This is a genomic window from Frigoribacterium sp. AC759, assembly GCF_979256015.1.
Window position 1 is genome coordinate 1 of record NZ_CEEDMT010000026.1, and the last position, 18,276, is coordinate 18,276.

The 18,276-nt window shown below is 73.4% G+C and carries 17 protein-coding genes; 1 reads left to right on the top strand and 16 read right to left on the bottom strand.

Annotated features, from left to right (window positions below; all coding sequences use genetic code 11):
• Nucleotides 1-104: 104 nt before the first annotated feature.
• Complete coding sequence (locus tag ACZ6JE_RS13130) at nucleotides 105-716, top strand: YitT family protein (RefSeq protein WP_464319254.1); 612 nt, start codon at nucleotides 105-107, stop codon at nucleotides 714-716.
• A 64-nt stretch (nucleotides 717-780) separates the two neighbouring features.
• On the opposite strand, the gene ACZ6JE_RS13135 is transcribed toward ACZ6JE_RS13130, so the two are convergent.
• The 16 genes from ACZ6JE_RS13135 to ACZ6JE_RS13210 form a co-directional block, all read right to left on the bottom strand.
• The gene (locus ACZ6JE_RS13135) at nucleotides 781-2,199 is read right to left on the bottom strand and encodes a hypothetical protein (RefSeq protein ID WP_464319238.1); all 1,419 of its coding nucleotides are present in this window, start codon (nucleotides 2,197-2,199) and stop codon (nucleotides 781-783) included.
• Nucleotides 2,174-3,952 (bottom strand): glycosyltransferase family 2 protein, encoded by a 1,779-nt coding sequence (locus ACZ6JE_RS13140; RefSeq protein WP_464319239.1) that lies wholly within the window; start codon nucleotides 3,950-3,952, stop codon nucleotides 2,174-2,176. Before ACZ6JE_RS13140 ends, ACZ6JE_RS13135 begins: the two co-directional genes overlap by 26 nt.
• A gap of 228 nt (nucleotides 3,953-4,180) precedes the next feature.
• Complete coding sequence (locus ACZ6JE_RS13145; RefSeq protein ID WP_464319240.1) at nucleotides 4,181-5,356, bottom strand: flagellar hook protein FlgE; 1,176 nt, start codon at nucleotides 5,354-5,356, stop codon at nucleotides 4,181-4,183.
• 119 nt (nucleotides 5,357-5,475) lie between these two features.
• Complete coding sequence (locus ACZ6JE_RS13150; RefSeq protein WP_464319241.1) at nucleotides 5,476-5,922, bottom strand: flagellar hook assembly protein FlgD; 447 nt, start codon at nucleotides 5,920-5,922, stop codon at nucleotides 5,476-5,478.
• A 12-nt stretch (nucleotides 5,923-5,934) separates the two neighbouring features.
• A complete protein-coding gene (locus ACZ6JE_RS13155) occupies nucleotides 5,935-6,522 on the bottom strand; it encodes a flagellar hook-length control protein FliK (protein ID WP_464319242.1) in 588 nt (195 codons plus the stop codon).
• Nucleotides 6,523-7,751: 1,229 nt separating this feature from the next.
• Entirely contained in the window at nucleotides 7,752-8,579 is an 828-nt protein-coding gene (locus tag ACZ6JE_RS13160) for a C40 family peptidase (protein WP_464319243.1), read from the bottom strand.
• The gene (locus ACZ6JE_RS13165) at nucleotides 8,576-8,995 is read right to left on the bottom strand and encodes a flagellar export protein FliJ (RefSeq protein WP_192061002.1); all 420 of its coding nucleotides are present in this window, start codon (nucleotides 8,993-8,995) and stop codon (nucleotides 8,576-8,578) included. Before ACZ6JE_RS13165 ends, ACZ6JE_RS13160 begins: the two co-directional genes overlap by 4 nt.
• Nucleotides 8,995-10,344, bottom strand: a complete 1,350-nt coding sequence (locus tag ACZ6JE_RS13170) for a FliI/YscN family ATPase (RefSeq protein ID WP_464319255.1) — start codon at nucleotides 10,342-10,344, stop codon at nucleotides 8,995-8,997. The genes ACZ6JE_RS13165 and ACZ6JE_RS13170 overlap by 1 nt, the downstream gene beginning before the upstream one ends.
• Before the next feature lie 5 nt (nucleotides 10,345-10,349).
• Nucleotides 10,350-11,126, bottom strand: coding sequence for a FliH/SctL family protein (locus tag ACZ6JE_RS13175; protein ID WP_464319244.1), 777 nt, complete (start codon nucleotides 11,124-11,126; stop codon nucleotides 10,350-10,352).
• Nucleotides 11,127-11,279: 153 nt separating this feature from the next.
• Nucleotides 11,280-12,329, bottom strand: coding sequence for a flagellar motor switch protein FliG (fliG, locus tag ACZ6JE_RS13180; RefSeq protein WP_464319245.1), 1,050 nt, complete (start codon nucleotides 12,327-12,329; stop codon nucleotides 11,280-11,282).
• Nucleotides 12,326-13,999: a flagellar basal-body MS-ring/collar protein FliF gene (gene fliF / locus ACZ6JE_RS13185; RefSeq protein ID WP_192061000.1), complete on the bottom strand. Its 1,674-nt coding sequence runs from the start codon at nucleotides 13,997-13,999 to the stop codon at nucleotides 12,326-12,328. Before fliF ends, fliG begins: the two co-directional genes overlap by 4 nt.
• Nucleotides 13,999-14,367 (bottom strand): flagellar hook-basal body complex protein FliE, encoded by a 369-nt coding sequence (gene fliE, locus ACZ6JE_RS13190; RefSeq protein WP_464319246.1) that lies wholly within the window; start codon nucleotides 14,365-14,367, stop codon nucleotides 13,999-14,001. The genes fliF and fliE overlap by 1 nt, the downstream gene beginning before the upstream one ends.
• Nucleotides 14,367-14,762 (bottom strand): flagellar basal body rod protein FlgC, encoded by a 396-nt coding sequence (locus ACZ6JE_RS13195; protein WP_192060998.1) that lies wholly within the window; start codon nucleotides 14,760-14,762, stop codon nucleotides 14,367-14,369. The genes fliE and ACZ6JE_RS13195 overlap by 1 nt, the downstream gene beginning before the upstream one ends.
• A complete protein-coding gene (locus ACZ6JE_RS13200) occupies nucleotides 14,762-15,106 on the bottom strand; it encodes a flagellar basal body rod protein FlgB (protein ID WP_192060997.1) in 345 nt (114 codons plus the stop codon). Before ACZ6JE_RS13200 ends, ACZ6JE_RS13195 begins: the two co-directional genes overlap by 1 nt.
• Nucleotides 15,107-15,521: 415 nt before the next feature.
• Nucleotides 15,522-16,241, bottom strand: coding sequence for a response regulator (locus tag ACZ6JE_RS13205; protein ID WP_464319247.1), 720 nt, complete (start codon nucleotides 16,239-16,241; stop codon nucleotides 15,522-15,524).
• Nucleotides 16,238-18,151: a sensor histidine kinase gene (locus ACZ6JE_RS13210; RefSeq protein WP_464319248.1), complete on the bottom strand. Its 1,914-nt coding sequence runs from the start codon at nucleotides 18,149-18,151 to the stop codon at nucleotides 16,238-16,240. The genes ACZ6JE_RS13205 and ACZ6JE_RS13210 overlap by 4 nt, the downstream gene beginning before the upstream one ends.
• Nucleotides 18,152-18,276: the final 125 nt, after the last annotated feature.

Below are 18,276 nucleotides of genomic sequence, written 5' to 3' on the forward strand. Positions count from 1 at the left end.
ACAGCTCCTCCCCCACCACCTCCTCCTCCTCGACCGGGCTGGACGCCGCGCTGTCTCCCGACACGGCGACCCCGCTCGTCGACGACCCGGCCCTCACCGAGACCATCGCGACCGTCGACGCCAACCGGCACACCCTCGTCGAGAACGTGATGGGCGTCGTGACCGGGGTGTTCCTCGCCTCGTTCGGGCTGTATCTGCTCAAGGAGAGCGGGTCGGTGTCCGGCGGCACCGCCGGGCTGGCGCTGCTGCTCAGCTACGCCACCCACATCTCGTTCGGCGTGCTGTTCTTCGCCGTCAACATCCCGTTCTTCGCCCTCGCCCTGTGGAAGAAGGGCCTCGCCTTCACCCTCCGCACGACCCTGACCGTCGCCCTCGTCTCGGCGTTCTCGTACCTGCACCCCCTCGCCTTCCGGATCGACAGCCTCAACCCGGTCTACGGCACCCTCGGCGGCAACCTGATCGTCGGCGTCGGCCTGCTCATCCTCTTCCGCCACGGCGCGAGCCTCGGCGGCATCAACATCCTCGCCCTCGTGCTGCAGGAGCGACTCGGCTGGCGGGCCGGATACGTCCAGATGGCCGTCGACGTCGTCATCGTCGCCCTGTCGCTGATCGTCGCGTCGCCCTGGGTCGTGCTGCTCTCGGCTCTCGGCGCGGTCGTGCTCAACCTCGTGCTCGCCCTCAACCACAAGCAGGGGCGGTACCTGGGCCGCACCTGAGCCGCCGAGCGCGACCGGCCGGCCTCATCGCCCCGAGCGCATCAGTCCGAGCGCATCACCCCGGTCACGTCAGGCCGAGCGACCTCAGCACGGTGTCCATCCACTGCACGACCACGTCGCGCTGCAGGGCCGCGGCGATGGCGATCGTCAGCTGGAGCAGCGCCATCACGTTGGCCAAGGCGATCCGCGGCACCGTGGTCGACGGCGGCACGAGGGCGATCGCGGCCAGGGTCACGAGCACGAAGGTGTTGCCCGCCGAGTTCATCGGGACCGTGCCGATCACGAATCCGAGCAGCACCGCCGCCAGCAGGAGCGTCCCGACCACACCTCCCGCGAGGCGCCGCACCACGGTGGTCATCAACCACGCGCTGGCCACGGGTGCGAGCAGCAGCAGGCCGAACGGCGTCGTGAACAGCGACCAGAAGATCGGCCAGCGCGAGGCGTCGTAGTCGAGCACGCTGCGGAACGCCCCGAGGGGGTCGCCGCCGAAGCTCCACTGCACGAACATCAGGGCGGCGAGCGCCGACAGCGTCGGGAACACCAGCACCAGCGCATGCGCCCGGTGCACGCCGACCTGATGCCGCCCGTGCGTCAGGAACGGCACCGTCAGCACCGCGGCCGTCGCGTAGAGCAGCCCGTTGGGGTCGGTGAGGGTCGCGAGCATCAGCAGGATGCCGGCCCGGAACCCGGACTGCGTGTTGCGGTACGTCACGAACCGGACGACGTCGGTCATCGCGAGCCCGAAGAACGCGATGCCGAGGAACGCCGGCAGGTTCTCGGTCGCCAGGAAGAAGAACAGCGGGTTCGCGACGAGGGCGAGCGTCAGCGCCGTGACGGTCGACGCGTGGAAGCCCCGCTGCACCATCAGCTCGATCATGGCGTGCACGACGACGCCGGCGCAGAGGGCTCCCACGATCGACAGGCCGAACGCGCCTCCCGGGGTGATCGCCGCGACCACACCCGTGATGGGCGGGAACGTGTCGCCCAGCCAGGCGGCCCCCGACCCCGTCCAGTCGACGGTCGCGGTCCGGGCCACGAGCAGGACGTTCGCCGACACGGATTCGGACACTCCCCCGACCTCGAGCAGCACCGCGACGATCACGAAGGGCGCCGCCAGCAGCAGCCGCATCGCGGTGCGCCCGGCGAGGGTCCGCGGGAACGCCGAGTGCGTCATGCCGGCGAGCACCGACGCGAGGCGGCGCTCCTGGACGAGCTCGCGCAACGCGAGCGCGCGGGCCGTGCCGCGCGGTCGCCCGACCGATGCCGCAGGAGGCGCGGGTCGCTGCACCGGGACCGGTCGCTGCAGCGCGGCGGGTCGCCGCAGCGGCGGCAGCGTCAGCCCGAGGTCCACCGAGGAGGCGCGGGTCGGGGCGGCGGTCGCGACCGCCTCGTCGACCGGAGCGACCCCGTCTGCCGTCGCCGCGCCTCCTGCGGGTCCCGTGCCGTGCTCGTCGGCCTCAGGACGAGTGCGTGGTGAGGCCATGCTCGGTCTTCTCCCAGTAGTGCGGTCGGGTCAGCAGCTGGGCCAGCGCCTTGTACGACGCGACGGAGTGGAGGATCCAGTAGACGGGGTTGAGCAGCGCCCAGTGGATCAGGTGGAAGGTGCCCCGCTTGTAGGGGCCCATCATCGACAGGTAGACCATGATCCCGTTGCCGATGACGAAGTTGAACAGGCAGATCCAGAGCACCCAGGCGGGGAACACCGCCGCCAGCCAGTCCGACGGCAGCAGCAGCGCGACGACGGTGCCGATGTACGAGGGCAGCACGCCCAGGAACGTCGCCGGGGTGCCGCCGATCAGCAGCGCGAACGACGCGAAGCGGACGAGCCCGATCTGACGGATCAGCCGCAGCGGCCGGCGCGCGTGCACGAGCGTGGTCTGCATGTAGCCCTTGATCCACCGGCTGCGCTGACGCACGAAGTTCGGGATGGAGGTGTTGGCCTCCTCCATCGTCGTCGAGTTGATGACGCCCACGCGGTAGCCGAGGGCGCTCGCGCGGATGCCCAGGTCGGCGTCTTCGGTGACGTTGTACGGGTCCCACCCGCCGAGCCCGACGAGCGCCTCGGTGCGGAAGTGGTTCGACGTGCCGCCGAGCGGGATGGGCAGGTCGGCGTGGTCGAGCCCGGCCAGCATGTAGTCGAACCAGTAGCTGTACTCGAGCGTGAACATGCGGGTCAGCGCGTTCTCGGTGGCGTTGAAGTAGTTGAGCGCCGCCTGGACGCAGACGGTGCGCTCGCCGCCGCGCTCGAAGGCGATGACGGCCTTCTTCAGCTGATCGGGATCGGGGGTGTCCTCCGCGTCGTAGATCACGAGGAACTCGCCCGACGCGAGATAGAGACCGACGTTGCAGGCGCGCGGCTTCGTCTGCGGGTGCCCCTTCGGCACGGTGACGACGTGGAAGTGCGCCGGAGGGTCGGCGGCGGCGATCGCGTCGCGGGTGGCGTCGTCCTCCTCCTCGATGAGGATGAGCACCTCGAGCTTCTCGAGCGGGTAGTCGAGCCCGCCGAGGTTGTCGATCAGCTGCGCCACGATGTTCGCCTCACGGAACACCGGCACGAGCACGGTGTACCGCGGCAGGTCGGCGTCGTCGAGCGCGGCGACCTCGGCGTCGGTGATCCGCTCGACCACGTCGAACCGGGCGCCCCGCATCGCGACGACGAACTTGAAGCCGGTGCCGAGGAGGAACACCACGCTGACGATCGCGATCAGCGTGCTGGCCAGGACGGCCGGAGCGAGCACGGCCGCCGCGAGCATCACGACCCCGAGCACCGCCCCGCCGATCTTCTGACCGCGCGAGAACACCACGCGGGCCGAGAGCGCCGGGTTCGCCCGGTACAGGTCGTTGGCCGCGCTGTCGGCGACGATGTCGTCGAAGACCCGCAGCGTCGCGTCCTTGATGCCCCAGGTCGAGGCCACCCGGAACTCCACGGGGGCGCCGAGCTCGGCCTCGAGATCCGCCTGCCGGTCGGGGGTCGGACGCCGCGCCGTGGCGACCAGCACGCTGCCGTCTCGACGCCGGTGCACGGGCATCCAGTCTTCGGCGATGTACCGCTGCCCCGAGCCCGACCGCACGAGGTCACGGTCGAAGCGGACCGTCTCGGTGTCGAGGGTGTCGACTGTCTCGGCTGCGTCGGCTGCGTCGGCTGCGTCGGCTGTATCGGCTGTGCCGGCTGTGTCGAGCGGCGGATCCGTGCGGTCGGCGTCGCTCGTCGACGGGCGGGTCGGGTCGGGGGCCATGCCCTCAGCGTGTCCTCGGAAATGAGGACACGGCACCCCCCGATGAGGCCGCCCGCCCCGTTGTGACCAGAACTGGGGTCCGCGACGGGGCCCGAGGAGGCGCGGGCTGGCCGCGGAGCGAATGTCGAGTCGCCGAGGCGGTCGCCCTGGCGCCGGGCCGGCACCCGTGGCGGGGCCGGCACCCTGCCGGAGCCGACCCCCGTGGCGGGGCCGGCTCCGGCTCACGGGTCAGCGCTTGAGGTTCGTCAGCTCCTGCAGCACCTCGTCGGAGGTGGTGATGATGCGGGCGTTCGCCTGGAAGCCGCGCTGCGCGACGATCAGGTTGGTGAACTCCTGCGACAGGTCGACGTTGCTCATCTCGAGCGTGCCGCTGGCGAGCGAGCCGACACCGGGCGACCCGGGAGCGCCGATGCGAGCGTCGCCCGAGTTCGCCGTCGCGCGGTAGCCCGACCCGCCGGCCTTCTCGAGACCGCCGGCGTTGGCGAACGTGGCGAGCGCGATGCGACCGACGGCCAGCGACTCGCCGTTGCTGAACTGGCCGACGAGCGTGCCGTCCTTCGAGAGCGAGAAGCCCTGCAGCGTGCCGGCCTCCCGGCCGTTCTGGTCGGTGACGGCGACCGTGTTGAGCGTGGCGAAGCCGGTGATGCCGCCGAGGGCGACGGCGACGCCGCCGACGGTCAGGGAGGCGCCCCCGGCGGGCTGCCGGCCGTCGGCCCCGAAGGTGAGCGCCGTCGCGGGCGCTCCCGCCTGGTCGCCGCCGCGGACGGTCCAGCCCTGCGCGGTGCGGGTGAAGGTCAGCGAGAGGGTGCTCTCGTTGCCGGCCGCGTCGTAGACCTTCGTGTCGCGACGGACGACGCCGCCGATCGCGGTGTCGGAGGGCAGGTTGCCGCCGAGGGTCGCCGTCGTCGTCCGGACGGCGGGTGCGGCGCCGTTCAGGGGCAGCGTGATGTCGCCCACCGCACCTCCTTCGTTCACGACGCCGTTCGTGGCCGAGTAGCCCTGGACGAGCTTGCCGTCGGCCGAGGTCAGACGCCCCTGGGCGTCGAAGTCGAACGACCCGGCGCGCGTGTAGACGGTGTCGTTGCCGAGCCTCGTGACGAAGAAGCCGTCACCCGAGATCATCAGGTCGGTGGCCTTGCCGGTGGCCTGCGCCGAGCCCTGCGCGAAGTTCGTCGAGATGCCCGCGACCTGCACGCCGAGACCGACCTGCGCCGGGTTGGTGCCGCCGACGCCGGTCTGCGGGCCGCCGGCGCCCTGGGTCATCTGCGACAGCGTGTCCTGGAACTGCGTGGTCGACGCCTTGAAGCCCGAGGTGTTGACGTTGGCGATGTTGTTGCCCGTGACGTCGAGCATGGTCTGGTGCGAGCGGAGGCCGGAGATGCCGGAGTAGAGCGAGCGGAGCATGAGTGCTGCCTTTCGAGAGGAGAAGAGGGGGTCGAGAGCGTGAGGGGGGCCGAGCGCATGAAGCGGGTGAGGGCGTGAAGCGGGCCGAGCGCGTGAAGCGGGTCAGGGCGTGAGGCGGGTCAGGGCGAGGTCGTCGCGGAGATGCCGGAGATGAGATCCAACGCGACCTCCTTCCCGGCGACCGTGACCCGGGGGACGGCGTCGGCGAACGAGACGCTGGTCGCCGTGCCGGTGACCGGCTTGCCGTCGGCGCCCGTGTAGCTGACCTCGCGACCGACGAGGTTCGACGCGGCGATGCGCATCTGCAGCGAGAAGCCCTCGGTCGCCGTCGTGGTCTGGTTGGTGATCTGCTCCATCATCGCGAGCTGGGTCGTCTGGCCGATCATGGCGTTCGTGTCCATCGGCGACGACGGATCCTGGTTCTTGAGCTGCGAGACGAGCAGCTGCATGAACATCTCGCTGTCCATTCTCTGCTTCGGGGTGCGCGACGCGGCGTTCGAGTTGGCGAGGGCCGCGGCGGCGCTCGCGGCGTCGACGCTTCCGCTGATCTGGTCGATCGAGGGCATGTCGGGATCCGTTCAGGCCAGGACGTCGAGGGACGTCGAGAGGAGGGAGGTGCGGGTCGGGTCGACCGCGGCGGTCGGGTCGAGGGCGTCGGTCGGGTCGAGGGCGTCGACCGCGGGGCGGCGGGTGCCGGGGGTGGATGTGTCGCCGGGCTGGCCGGGGGTGCCCGATCGACCGGGCTGGCCGGGGTCGCCGGGCTGGCTCGATTGGCCGGACTGGCCGGGCTGCGCCCCGGTGCTCTGGGTGCGCGCGTCGGAGGGCTGGTTCTGGCTCGACAGGTCGATGCCGACCTGAAGACCCGCGCCTCCCATGTCGCGTCGGAGATCGGGGATGATCGCCCGCACGGCGTCGCGCGCCGCGTCGGAGCCGGCGAACATCTCGACCTGCATCCCGGCGGACGACACGTGGGCTCGCACCGTGACGGGGCCGAGCGCCTCGGGGGCGACGGTCACCGTCACCGTGTGGGTGCCGCGGCCTGCCGAGGCGAGCGAGAACAGGGGGCGGGCGAGCTGCTGGCCGAGCGGGGCGGGGGTCTGCGGGCCGGCGGCGGTCGGCGCCGGAGCGGTCGCCGTGCCGGGCCCGGGCGTCACCGGCGCGGGCATCGCGGGAGGGAGCGCCGGAGGCAGGCCGGCGGCCTGCGCGGACCCGGTCGCAGTCGCAGGCGCAGTCGCGTTCGCGGTCGCCGCCGCGGACGCAGTCGCGGTCGCGGAGGAGGCGGGAGGCGCGGCTTCCGACGAGTCCGAACCCGCCGTGAGCGACACGGGTGCGCCGAGCGACGGGGAGGGAGATGCGTCGGCGGGGGCGGGCGTCGTCATCGGTGCGGCGGCGGGCGGCATCGTGGGTGCAGCGGCTGCGGGCGGCATCGCAGGCGCGGGGGCTGGGCTGGCGACGGGGCCGCCTACGGGCGGCGTCGCAGGTGAGGAGTCGGGGCCGGCGGCGCCGCTGCCGGCGGGCGAGACCGGGAGCGGGGCGGGGAGTGCGCTCGCTTCCGCTATTACGCCTGCATGCGTAGCGGCACCGGCGGAGGGAGGCGCGCCTGTTACGCCTGCATGCGTAGCGGCACCGGCGGAGGGAGGCGCGGCGGGGGAGGCACCGGCAGCGGCACCGGCGCCCGCGCCCGCGCCCGCACCGGCACCGGCGAGGGATGCGGGCGAGGCGGGGAATGCGGGCAGGGCGGCGGCGACCGCGGCGTTCGCTCTTGGAGCAGGGATGACGGTCGGATCAGCTGTTACGCCTGCATGCGTAATAGCCGAAGAGGGGGATGTAACCGGAGCCGACGCCGCGGACATGCCCGCAGTTGCCGGGTGAGCGGCGGGGGCGGCGCTGGTGCGAAGAGCTCCTACGCCTTCTTGCGTGATAGCCGATGTCGAGGATGCTCCGGGTACGGGGGGCACAGGGGGCGCGGACGCGAGGGCAGCTGCCAGAGCTGCCGCGGGCGCCACGTCGGAGGGCGCCACGTCGGCGGGCGCCGTGTCGGCGGAATCGGCTATTACGACTGCATGCGCAATAGCCGATGTCGGGGTTGCTCCCGGCTCGGAGGCTCCGGACACCGGGGCAGCCGTCGAGACCGCGGCGCGGTCGGGAGCCGGGGTGCCTGGGGTGGCGACGTCCGGGCGGTCGGGGGTCGCGCCTCCTCGGGTCGTTCCGGCGGAGGGCGCGTCGGATGACGAGGCACCGGCAGCTTCGGCGGCACCCGCAGCACCGGCCGAGAGCATCGCCGCTCCGAACACGACGTCGGTCGCCCGGCCCGAGGCGGAGACTCCGGCGCGCCCACGACTCGACACCGCCCCATCGACGGATGCCGCCACGAACGGCAGGGTGCGCAGACCGCTCACGAGCCGACCCCCGCCCGCATGAGCTGCTGCAGCGCCGCGGTCGTCATGTCGGTACCGGCGAACGCCGGTGCACCGAACCCCGCCGCACCGACCCCCGCGGCTCCGGCCGACACCGCACCCGCCGCCCCGGTCGCCGGGACGACGCGACGGATCGTCGACAGGTCGGCGTCGCTGTACCAGTTGTTGACGATCTGGACGTCCTTGCCGGGGCGAGGCGCGTGCAGCACCTTGCCGTCCCCGACGTAGATCACGATGTGCCCCTCGCCCTTCGCCACGAGCAGGTCGCCCGGCCGCGCATCGGCGAGCGAGCCGACCTCCGCACCCATCCGCGCCTGGTCGGGCACGACGCGCGGCATCGCGACACCGAGCTCCTTGAACACGGTCTGCACGAGGCCCGAGCAGTCCATCCCGCTGCGGTCCTCTCCCCCGAAGACGTACGGCACCCCGAGGTACTTCTCGGCACCCGAGACCACATCGGCCCCGGAGGCCCCGCTGCCCGACGCGACGGCTCCCTTCACGGCATCGACGGAGGCGGTGGTCGCGCCAGCCGCCCCAGCCGTCCCGGCACCCGTCGCCGACGGACCCGCCGCACCCGCACCGGTCAGACCGAGGGCGGCCGCAGCCGCCGCAGCCGACCCCGCGGAGCCGAGCGTCGAACCGGTCGCCGACAGCGCCGACGCGAACGCCGATGCCGACGCGGCCCGATCGGCCGACGACCCGGAGGCGCCGGTCGCGTCGATCAGGCCCGCACGGCCCGCACGGACCTGCTCCAGCTGCGATCTGATGTCGTCGATCCGGGACAGGACCTCGCTCACGGGACTCATGTCGCGCCTCCTCGGCTCTGCGATGCGATCTCGTCGAGCACGGTCTGCTCGGCCCGGAGATCGTCGGCGGCGGTCGTCGCGGCGTGCTGCGCCTCGAGCTTCTCGAGCGCCAGGGCGGCACGGCGCGCCTCGTTGAAGGCCCGCTGCGCCTCGTCGGCCTCAGCACGACGACGCTCGGCGACGGCGTCGAGCTCGGAGAGCATCCCCCGCGTCGACGCCCGCGAGGCCGCGATCGCACTGAGCATCGCGGCGTCGGAGACCTCGACCGGGCCGTCATCGAGGGTGCGACGCGCCGCCATGCGACGGTCGGACGCCTCGCGCAGCCGCTCGTTCGCATCGGCCAACGTCGCCGCCGCCTGACCCTGCTGGGCATGACGCAGTCGGAGCAGCCCGATCAGCGAGAAGACGCGCGCCATCAGGCACCCCCGAGCCGGGAGGTCAGCTGCGCGAGGCGGTTCCACGAGTCGGCCGACGTCGACCGCTCGTCCATGCCCTGCTGCAGGAACGCGTCGATGGCCGACTGGTTGTCGACGGCCGCATCGACCAGCGGGTTCGCCCCGCGCTGATAGGCGCCGACGTCGAGCAGATCCTGGGCGGCCCGACGCGCGGCCATCACCTTGCGCAGCACCGTCGCGGCGGCGCGCTGCGGCGGACTCGTCACCTTCGACGCCACGCGCGACACCGAGCCGAGCGCGTCGACCGACGGGAAGTGCCCGGTCACGGCCAGCTTCCGGTCGAGCACGACGTGACCGTCGAGGATGCTGCGGGCCGCGTCGGCGATCGGCTCGTTGTGGTCGTCGCCGTCGACCAGCACCGTGTACATGCCCGTCACCGAGCCGACCCGATCGGTGCCGGCGCGCTCGAGCAGCCCCGCGAGCACCGAGAACGTCGACGGCGGGTAGCCGCGCGTCGCCGGGGGCTCGCCCACCGACAGGCCGATCTCGCGCTGCGCCATCGCGACGCGCGTCAGCGAGTCCATCATCAGCATCACGTCGGAGCCCGCGTCACGGAACGACTCGGCGATGCGCGTCGCGACGAAGGCCGCGCGCAGACGCATGAGGGCGGGCTCGTCGCTGGTCGAGACGACGACGATCGAGCGGGCGAGACCCTCGGAGCCGAGGTCGTCCTCGAGGAACTCGCGCACCTCCCTGCCGCGCTCGCCGACGAGGGCGATCACGCTGACCTCGGCGTCGGAGCCGCGCGCAATCATCGACAGCAGCGACGACTTGCCGACGCCCGACCCGGCGAACAGCCCCACGCGCTGACCTCGGCCCACGGTCGTCAGGGTGTCGAGCACGCGGACGCCGAGCTGCAGCGGCGTGTCGATGCGCGCCCGGTGCATCGCGGAGGGGGTCGCGTGGTCGAGCGGCACGAGATCGACGGGGCCGCCGCCCGGGCCGACCAGCGGACCCCTGCCGTCGATCGGACGACCGAGGCCGTCGAGCACGCGGCCGAACAGCCCCGCACCGGTCGGGACGAGCAGCGGGCGCCCGGTCGAGCGCGCCGGAGTGCCCGAGGTGATCCCGGCGAGCCTGCCGAGCGGCATGCAGCGGACGCCGTCGGGCGTCGTCGCGACGACCTCGGCGAGGTTCGAACCGTCGGTCGCGTCACCGACGCTGACGACGTCGCCGACCGCGGCGTCGAGACCGACGATCGTGATGCCGAGACCGACGGCGGTGCTGACCCGGCCGACGCGCTGCGGGCGGGCGGCGGCGCGGGCGGCCGCGATGCGGTGCGCGGCAGATGCGGGCGCCAGTGCGGTCAGCGCGGTCACGAGGGCGCTCCGGTCGTCGACGCCGTGACGGTCCCGGGCGCGCCCAGCAGGGCCTGTCGCGCGCGGGCGAGCGCCGTGTCGAGACGGGCGTCGATCAGCCCGGCCGGCAGATCGGCCTCGGCGTCGCCCCGTCCGAGCGACGGATCCGCGACGAAGACGACCCCCGGAGCCGAGGAGGCGCGGGTCGACTCGTCGAGGAGCGCCAGATCGAGAGGGTGCAGCCGCAGGGTGGTCACGACGCTCCCGTCCGCTCCGGCGAGGGCGCGCGCGACGGCGGCCCGGGCGGTGCGTCCGGCGCGGGGATCGGGGTCTCCGGGGGTCGCGTGCTCGTCCGCCGACGGCTCGTCCGTCGAAGCATCGTCCGCCGATGACGCGTCCGCCGAGGGCTCGGAGGCTCGGAGTTCGTAGCCGACCACCGCCTCCGCGAGGTCGAATGCGGTGGCGACCAGCACCTCCTCGGCGTCGGAGACCGACTGGACCACGCGGGCCTCCAGCGCCCTCGCTGCCGTGACCAGGATGTCCGCCGCGGCGATGCCGTGCGCCATGAGCCGCTCGTGCAGCTCGGCGTGCTCGGCCTCGAGGGCGGCACGGCGCGCGGCGAGTTCGAGCTCGGCGGCGCGGAGACCCGCGGCGTACCCGGCGGCGTGGCCCCGGGCCTCGGCGCGCACGTCGTCGGCGTCGCGGGCGGCGGCGCGGTCGGACCCCGGTCCGGCGATGGTCGGATACACGACACGCGCGACGGAGCCCGGCGCGGAGGCCGGGGGGTTCATCACGGGATCGAGCATCACGGGCCGTTCGGCGTTCGAGGACGACGGCCGATCCGTGGCCGGGGTGAGGTGAGCGATCCGTGCTCAGCTGCGACTCTCGACCGGGAGCGGGTCGGCGTTAGGCGCTGCCCCGAAGGGGGGCCGCGGTGGGTGGCCGGGCTACTCGACCAGGGCGTCGTCGTCGGCGCGGTGCACGGTGATCGAGCCGAGCGCCTCGAGTTCGCGGATGGCGCGGACGACCTCGGCCCGCGCCTCCTCGACCTGCGACCGGCGCACCGGTCCGAGCGAGGCCAGCTCGTCGTCGAGCAGCTCGGCGTTGCGGGCCGACACGTTGCCGCGAATGACCTCGGTCACGGCCGACGGCGCGCCCTTCATCGCCAGGGCGAGCACGGCCGCGTCGATGCCGCGCAGCACCTGCTGGATGTCGCGCGTCTCGAGTCGGACGATGTCCTCGAAGGTGAGCATCCGCGACCTGACCTCCTCGGCCAGCTCGGGGTCGCGGGCGTCGAGACCGTCGAGCAGCGCCCGCTCGGTCGCGCTGTCGCTGCGGTTGATGATCTCGACGAGGGGCTGGATGCCGCCGACGACCTCGATCTGGTCGCGCGGAGCCACGACGGCCCCGGCCCGGATCTTGAGCGTCGCCGCGACGATCCCGACGGCCTCGGGTGTGGCGGTGCCCATGGTGGCGATCGCCTGGGCGACGTCGGCTCGGACGTCGAGGTCGAGCCCGGCGAGCACGGCGGACGCCTGGGGCGGACGCACATGCGCGAGCACGAGGGCGATGGTCTGCGGCAGTTCGCCGTCGAGCAGAGCGACGACCTGACCGGGGTCGGCCTCGTCGAGGAACTCGAACGTCTTGCGGGCCATGTTCGACGCGAGCCGCTCCATGACGCCGGCCGCGCGCTCCGACCCGAACGATGCCTCGAGCAGACCGATCGCGACGTCGTGTCCGCCGCGCGGCTGGTGCTGACCCGACACGCTCAGCTCGTGGAACTCGGCCACGGTCGACTCGGCGACGGCGGCGTCGACCCGGCGCATCCGCACGATCTCCGTCGTGATCTCCGCCGCCTCGTCCTCGCTGAACTGCTGCATGACGGTCGCGGCGCGGCTCTGCTCCATCTGCATCAGGATGACGGCGACCTTCTGCGGCCCCGTCAGGGCGGTCGGCGCCTGCGGGCTGGCGGCGAACGGCACGACGAGGTCGGTCACAGTCCGCTCCGCTGGTCCATCAGGCCGCGCAGCAGCTCGGCCGTCTTGGCCGGGTCGCGTTCGGCGAGCGCGTCCACCTCGGCGCGGCGGCGCTCGGCCGACAGCACCTCGGGCGACGGCTCGGGGGCGTCGACCGTGGGCAGCATCTGCGTCGCCGTGTCGTCTGCGCCGAGCATGGAGCGTCCGGAGGCGGCATCCAGGTCGAGACGCATGGTCGCGTCCCAGGTCTGGGCGGCGTTCGCGGACGCGAGCTCGCCGAGGTCGACGTCCTCCCGGGCCTGACGGCGGCTCCGGCGGGCGAAGACGATGAGCGCGACGATGGCGGCGAGCGCGACGAACCCGACGATGCTCGCGGTGCGGATCGTCGACCACATCGCCTCCGTCGCGGCGGCGGCGTCGGCGGCGGCGAGCGCCTCCTGCGCGGCGGCGGCGGCCGAGGTGTCGAAGTCGACCATCGCCACGTCGACGGTGTCGCCGCGGGCGCCGTCGATCCCGGCGGCGCTGTCGACCAGATCGCGGATGCTCTGCATGTTGACGCCCTGCGCAGCCGTGGCGTTCAGCGCGACGGACACCGTCTGGCGGGCCACCGTGCCCGACGGCACGCTCATGGTCTCGGTGACCTTGTCGACCGCGTTGTTCTTCGTCGCCGACTCGTTGACGTACCCGTCGCCCGCGGCGCCGTCGGCCGTCGCGGCCTCGCCGTCGCCGCCCGCGGGCACGGCGATGTTGTCGGGGCCGAGCACCCCGGTGGTGCCGGTGCCGGCGCCGTCCGGACCGTACTGCTCGGTGGTGCTCGACTCGTTCAGCGCGAGGGGTCCGCTCTCGGGCTCGGTGAACGACTCGGTGACGCGCGTGCCCGAGTTCTGGTCCAGCTGAGCGGCGACCACGACCGACGAGTTGCCGACGCCGACGACCTTGTCGAGCATGGTCTGCACGGCCGTCTGCACCTTCGTCTCGTACTCGCCGGCCTCGCCCGCGCCTCCTCCCGTCGCCCCGGTGCCGACCTCGGAGAGCACCGTGCCGGTCGAGTCGGTGACGGCCACGCCGGTCGGGGTCATGCCCTCGACGGAGGCGCTGGTCAGGTTGACGATCGCCTGCACCTGCTTCGTGGTGAGCGAGACCCCCGCCTGCGTCTCGACGAACACCGACGCCGTGGGGTCGCGCTGCTCGGCGACGAACACGGTCTCCTCGGGGATGGCGAGCTGCACGGTCGCGTTCTTCACGCCCTCCATCGCCTTGATGGTGTTGGCGAGCTCGCCCTCGATGGCGCGCTTGTAGGTGACGTCCTGCTGGAACTCCGACGACGTGACACCCATCGTGTCGAGCAGCGTGTAGCCGCCGGTGCCGGCGGTCGAGGGCAGACCGGCGGCCGCGGCGGTGAGGCGCTCCTGGTAGACGTGCTCCTCGGGCACCAGGATCGTGTTGCCGCCGGCGGTCAGCTCGTACGGCACCCCGTCGGCCTGCAGCTGCTCGACGATGGCGCTCGCGTCGGCCGGGTCGACGCCGCTGAACAGCGGCGTGTAGGTCGGCTTCGACAGCCACGCGGACAGCGCGACGACGCCGAGCACGAGGGCGGCGAGCAGGATGACCGCGATGGTCTTCTGCGCGATCGAGAAGCCCGCGAGGGTCGCGCGCATCCGGTCGAGCGAGTTCTTGACGGCGGTGGGCATCAGGCCTGCATCCTCATGATCTCGTTGAAGGCGTCGACGCCCTTGTTGCGGACGGCGCTGACGAGCTCGAGGGTGACCTGGGCGCGGGTCGCCGCGATGGTCGCATCGTGGATGTCGGTCAGATCGCCGGTCACGGCCTTCACGGCGAGGGTCTTGGCCTCACCCTGCATCTGCTGGAGGCCCTCGACGGCACCGGCCATCGACGCGCCGAAGGTCGCCCCGGAGGCGCTGGTCGCGCCTCCTCGTCCGGTCGCGTCGAGCGCGCCCGCGGCATCCGACGCGCCACCGGCCCCCTGCAGCAGCGAGGCGGCGTCGGCGTAGCCGGACGGTTGGACGGCTCCGAGAGCCTGGATCGCCGAGAGGGGCATCAGCCACGTCCGATCTGGAGTGCGGCCTCGTAGGCCGTCTTGGCACGGTCGACGACAGCGGCGTTGGCCTGGTAGCCGCGCTGCGCCATGATCAGGTCGCCCATCTGGGCGCCGAGGTCGATGTCGGGCATCCGCACGTAGCCCTCGGCGTCGGCGAGCGGGTGGTCGGGCGAGTACGTGACGCGCCCGGCCTCGCTGCCGTAGCGGTCGGCTCTCACGAAGACGCCCGAGGTGCCGTCGCCCTCCTGCACCTCGATGTAGCGGGCCTGGAACGCCGTGTCGTCCATCGACTTGACCGTGTTCGCGTTGGCGATGTTGTCCGAGACGGCGTCGAGCCACTTGCGGTGCACGGTCAGGCCGGTGCTCGCGATGCCGATCGCGTCGAAGGCGGTCATCAGCTCGTCCTGAACGCGGCGCGCACGGCCGTCAGCTCGGAGTTCATCGCCTGCGTCGCGAACTGGTACCGCAGCACGGTGTCGACGTTCGACAGCGTCTCGGTGTCGAGGTTCACGTTGCTGCCGTCGGTGCGCGTCGGCTCGAGCGAGCGGGCCGTGGTCGCCTGGACCGCCCCGCCGCCCTCCGCGACCGACCGGCCGAGCGCCTCCTCGAACTGCACGCGCTTGGCCTGGTAGCCGGGCGTGTTCACGTTGGCGATGTTGTTCGCGATCGACTTCTGGCGCAGCGACAGACCGTCGAGGGCGCTCTGCAGCGCCGCTTGCGTCACGGATTCGAGTGGCATGGCCGTCCCGGGGAGGTTCGAGGTGCCCTGTGCGTGCGGCTGCGTGCTGCGTGCGTGCTGCTGCGTGCTGCTGCGTGCGTGCTGCTGCGTGCGTCGGGCGGGGGCCGATCCGTGGCCGGGTGGGCGAGCGATCCGTGCTCACGTCGCTCTATCGACGGCCGGAGCCGCGGCGTAAGCCCCCACCCCGTACTGGGGGGGGGGTGCGGTATCGAAGTGACGCGAAAGGACCCCTCGGAGCTCGCGACCGCCCTCTCTGCGTCACTTCGACGAGCCGAGGAGACGCGGCGCCCCCCAGGCGCGGAAGCAGCAGCATCGAAGTGACGCGAACGGGGCCTTCGGAGGGCGCGACCGCCCCCTTCGCGTCACTTCGACGAGCCGGGGGAGCGGAGGGGGAACCTAGGAGGCGCGGCGCGCGTCAGGGGCGGGAGTAGCGGTGCTCGGGGCGGCCCGTCGCTCCGTAGCTCAGCCTCATCGTGACGAGGCCGTCGGCGGCGAGCGCGGCGAGGTACCGCTGCGCGGTCGCCCTCGACACACCGACCCGTGCGGCGACGTCCGCGGCGGAGAGCTCGCCGTCCGCGCCCGCACCCGCACCGGCACCGGCACCGGCACCCCCCGCAGCACCCGCACCCGGCACCGCGAACTGCTCGAGCACCGACTGCTCCGTCGCCGACCGCGACGGCGACGCCGCCTTCGCCGCGTCGCCCGAGTGCAGGATGCGGAGTGCGCGCTCGAGGGCCTCCTGGTCGACGCTCCCGCGATCGTCGAGCACGTTGCGATAGCGCTGATAGGCCCGCAGCCGGTCGGCGAGCACTCCCGAGCCGAACGGCTTGATCAGGTAGCCGACGACCCCGCGCCGCAGCGCGCGCCGCACGGTCTCCCCGTCGGAGGCCGCGCTGAGCACGAACGCGTCGACGTCGACCTCGCGCAGCAGGTCGAGGCCGCTCCCGTCGGGCAGGTGCACGTCGAGCAGCAGCAGGTCGACGGGGGTCTCGGCGAGCACGCGGCGCATCTCGGCGACCGTGCCGACGGGCGCCAGCGCGCGGAACCCCGGCACCTCGTCGACCTGCCGCCGGTGCAGCTCGGCCACGTAGAAGTCGTCGTCGACGACGAGCACGGTCAGGTCGGGGGTGGTCACGGGTCGATCCTCTCAGGAGGCGCGGGCGGCTGGACGGCGTCGGCCAGACGCGCGCAGAACACGGCACCGTGGCCGTCGCCGCCGGGCGAGCCGAGCCAGACGTCGCCGCCGCGCCGCCGGGCGATGTCGCGCGAGAGCGGCAGACCGAAGCCGAGCCCGTGCACGCGCGAGGGGTCGTCCGGGTCGACCGCACCGTCGGGCGGGAGCGACGCTGCCCCGCCACCGGCGTCCGAGCCGCCCGGCGCCCGCTCGAACAGCGCGTCCGCGTCGGCGACGCCGCGGCCCGAGTCCATCACCGACAGGTGCAGGTCGGGGCCGTCGTCGAGCACCTCGACCTCGATCCAGGCGGGGCTGACGTCGCCGGCGACCGCGGCGCGCACGGCGTTGTCGACCAGGTTGCCGAGCACCGTGGTGACGTCGCCGGCCTCGACGACCGTGCCCGACACGAGCGTCTCGGGGCCGAGCTTCAGCAGCACCCCGCGCTCGGCGGCCTCGACCCCCTTCGCCCCCAAGAACGCCTGCAGATACGGCTCGGTCAGCCGATCCGCGTGGGCGACCGGGTAGCGCAGCGGACCGTGGTCGAGCACGTCGGCGAGGTAGCCGCGCGCCTGCTCGGTGCGACCGAGCTCGAGCAGCCCGGACACGGCGTGCAGCCGGTTGGCGAACTCGTGCCGCTGGGCGCGCAGCGCGGTGGTCATCGCGCCCACCGCGTCGAGGCGGCGGGTCAGCGCCTCGACGTCGGTCCGGTCGCGCAGCACCGCCACGCGTCCGAGGTCGACGCCGTCGTGCGAGACCGCGCGCACGTCGACGAGCAGCACGTGCGGCCCGACGACCAGCGTGGTGTCGGCGGGGCCGGGGCCGGGGCCGGTCTGCGGGGCCCGGCCCGCGCCTCCTCGGCCGTCCGGCGACGTGCCGACCAGCATCTCGACGAGCATGCCCGGCAACTCCAGCGAGTCGACGCGTCGTCCCACCACCGGGCCGGGCGCCAGGCCGAGGAGGCGCGGTGCCAGATCATTGCAGACCGTCACCACCCCGTCGCGCGAGACCGCGAGCACTCCCTCGGCGACACCGCCGAGCACGGCCTGCTGGTTCTGCACGAGGGCGGCGAGCTCCTCGGGCTGGAGCCCCAGGGTCAGCCGGTCGAGGCGCCGACGGATGAGCACGGAGGCGACGACGCCGATCGCCAGCGCGAGCAGGGCGACGCCGATCACGGGCAGGCTGTCGCGCGCGAGCGTCTCGTAGACGCGCGCGGGGGCGTAGCCGACGCTGACCTCGCCCACCACGTCGGCGGCGTCGGCGACTGGCTCGGCCCCGGCGTCGCCTGACCCGGTCGGAGCGCCGGCCGATCCGCCTGCGGAGCCCGCGCCTCCTGCACCGGATCGCGGGTCGTCCGCGGTGGGCGCGACGATCGGCACCTTGGCGCGGGCCGACTCGCCGAGCGTGCCGCGCTCCCACGAGACGACCTCCTCCCCGCGGAGCGCCGCATCGGGGCTCGTGCTGACCCGCTCGCCGATGCGCGTCGGGTCGGGGTGCGCCAGACGGACGCCGCGGTCGTCGGTGATGACGACGAAGAGCGCTCCGGTGCGCAGCTGGGCCGCGACCGCCGTGCGCTGCAGGTCGCCCGCGGCGAGGGCGCCCTCGTCGATCGGCGTGCCGTCGACGCTGAGGGCCGCGACCTCGGCCCGCACATCGGTGTCGGAGGCGACGCTCTGCGCCACGGCGAGCGCCGTCGACTCGGCCTCGCGGGCCAGGCGCTGCACGGCGATCGCGGCGAACACGGCGCTGGTGAGCACGACGATGGCGGTGACGACGGCGAGCTGCAGCAGCAGCACCTCGGTCGCGAACCGGCGGGGGCGGAGGCGGAGGCGGGCGCCGGGCCGCGAGCGCGGGCGTGAGCTGTCGTCGGTCACGTCGGCCAGGGTACCGGGCGCGGTCGCGGCGACCCGCGCCTCCTGCGGTCCCTGCTCGCGGTGAGGCCCGCGGGTTCGGCGGGTTCCCGTCATCGGCGGCGGGTCAGCGCTGACCCGCCCCCGAT

Coding starts and splice junctions, on each gene's coding strand:
- ACZ6JE_RS13200 (WP_192060997.1), bottom strand. CDS start 15,106: ATGCCACTCGAATCCGTGACGCAAGCGGCGCTGCAGAGCGCCCTCGAC.
- ACZ6JE_RS13195 (WP_192060998.1), bottom strand. CDS start 14,762: ATGACCGCCTTCGACGCGATCGGCATCGCGAGCACCGGCCTGACCGTG.
- ACZ6JE_RS13145 (WP_464319240.1), bottom strand. CDS start 5,356: ATGCTCCGCTCGCTCTACTCCGGCATCTCCGGCCTCCGCTCGCACCAG.
- fliE (WP_464319246.1), bottom strand. CDS start 14,367: ATGCCCCTCTCGGCGATCCAGGCTCTCGGAGCCGTCCAACCGTCCGGC.
- ACZ6JE_RS13160 (WP_464319243.1), bottom strand. CDS start 8,579: ATGAGTCCCGTGAGCGAGGTCCTGTCCCGGATCGACGACATCAGATCG.
- fliF (WP_192061000.1), bottom strand. CDS start 13,999: ATGCCCACCGCCGTCAAGAACTCGCTCGACCGGATGCGCGCGACCCTC.
- ACZ6JE_RS13150 (WP_464319241.1), bottom strand. CDS start 5,922: ATGCCCTCGATCGACCAGATCAGCGGAAGCGTCGACGCCGCGAGCGCC.
- ACZ6JE_RS13165 (WP_192061002.1), bottom strand. CDS start 8,995: ATGGCGCGCGTCTTCTCGCTGATCGGGCTGCTCCGACTGCGTCATGCC.
- ACZ6JE_RS13140 (WP_464319239.1), bottom strand. CDS start 3,952: ATGGCCCCCGACCCGACCCGCCCGTCGACGAGCGACGCCGACCGCACG.
- ACZ6JE_RS13135 (WP_464319238.1), bottom strand. CDS start 2,199: ATGGCCTCACCACGCACTCGTCCTGAGGCCGACGAGCACGGCACGGGA.
- ACZ6JE_RS13155 (WP_464319242.1), bottom strand. CDS start 6,522: ATGCCCGCGCCGGTGACGCCCGGGCCCGGCACGGCGACCGCTCCGGCG.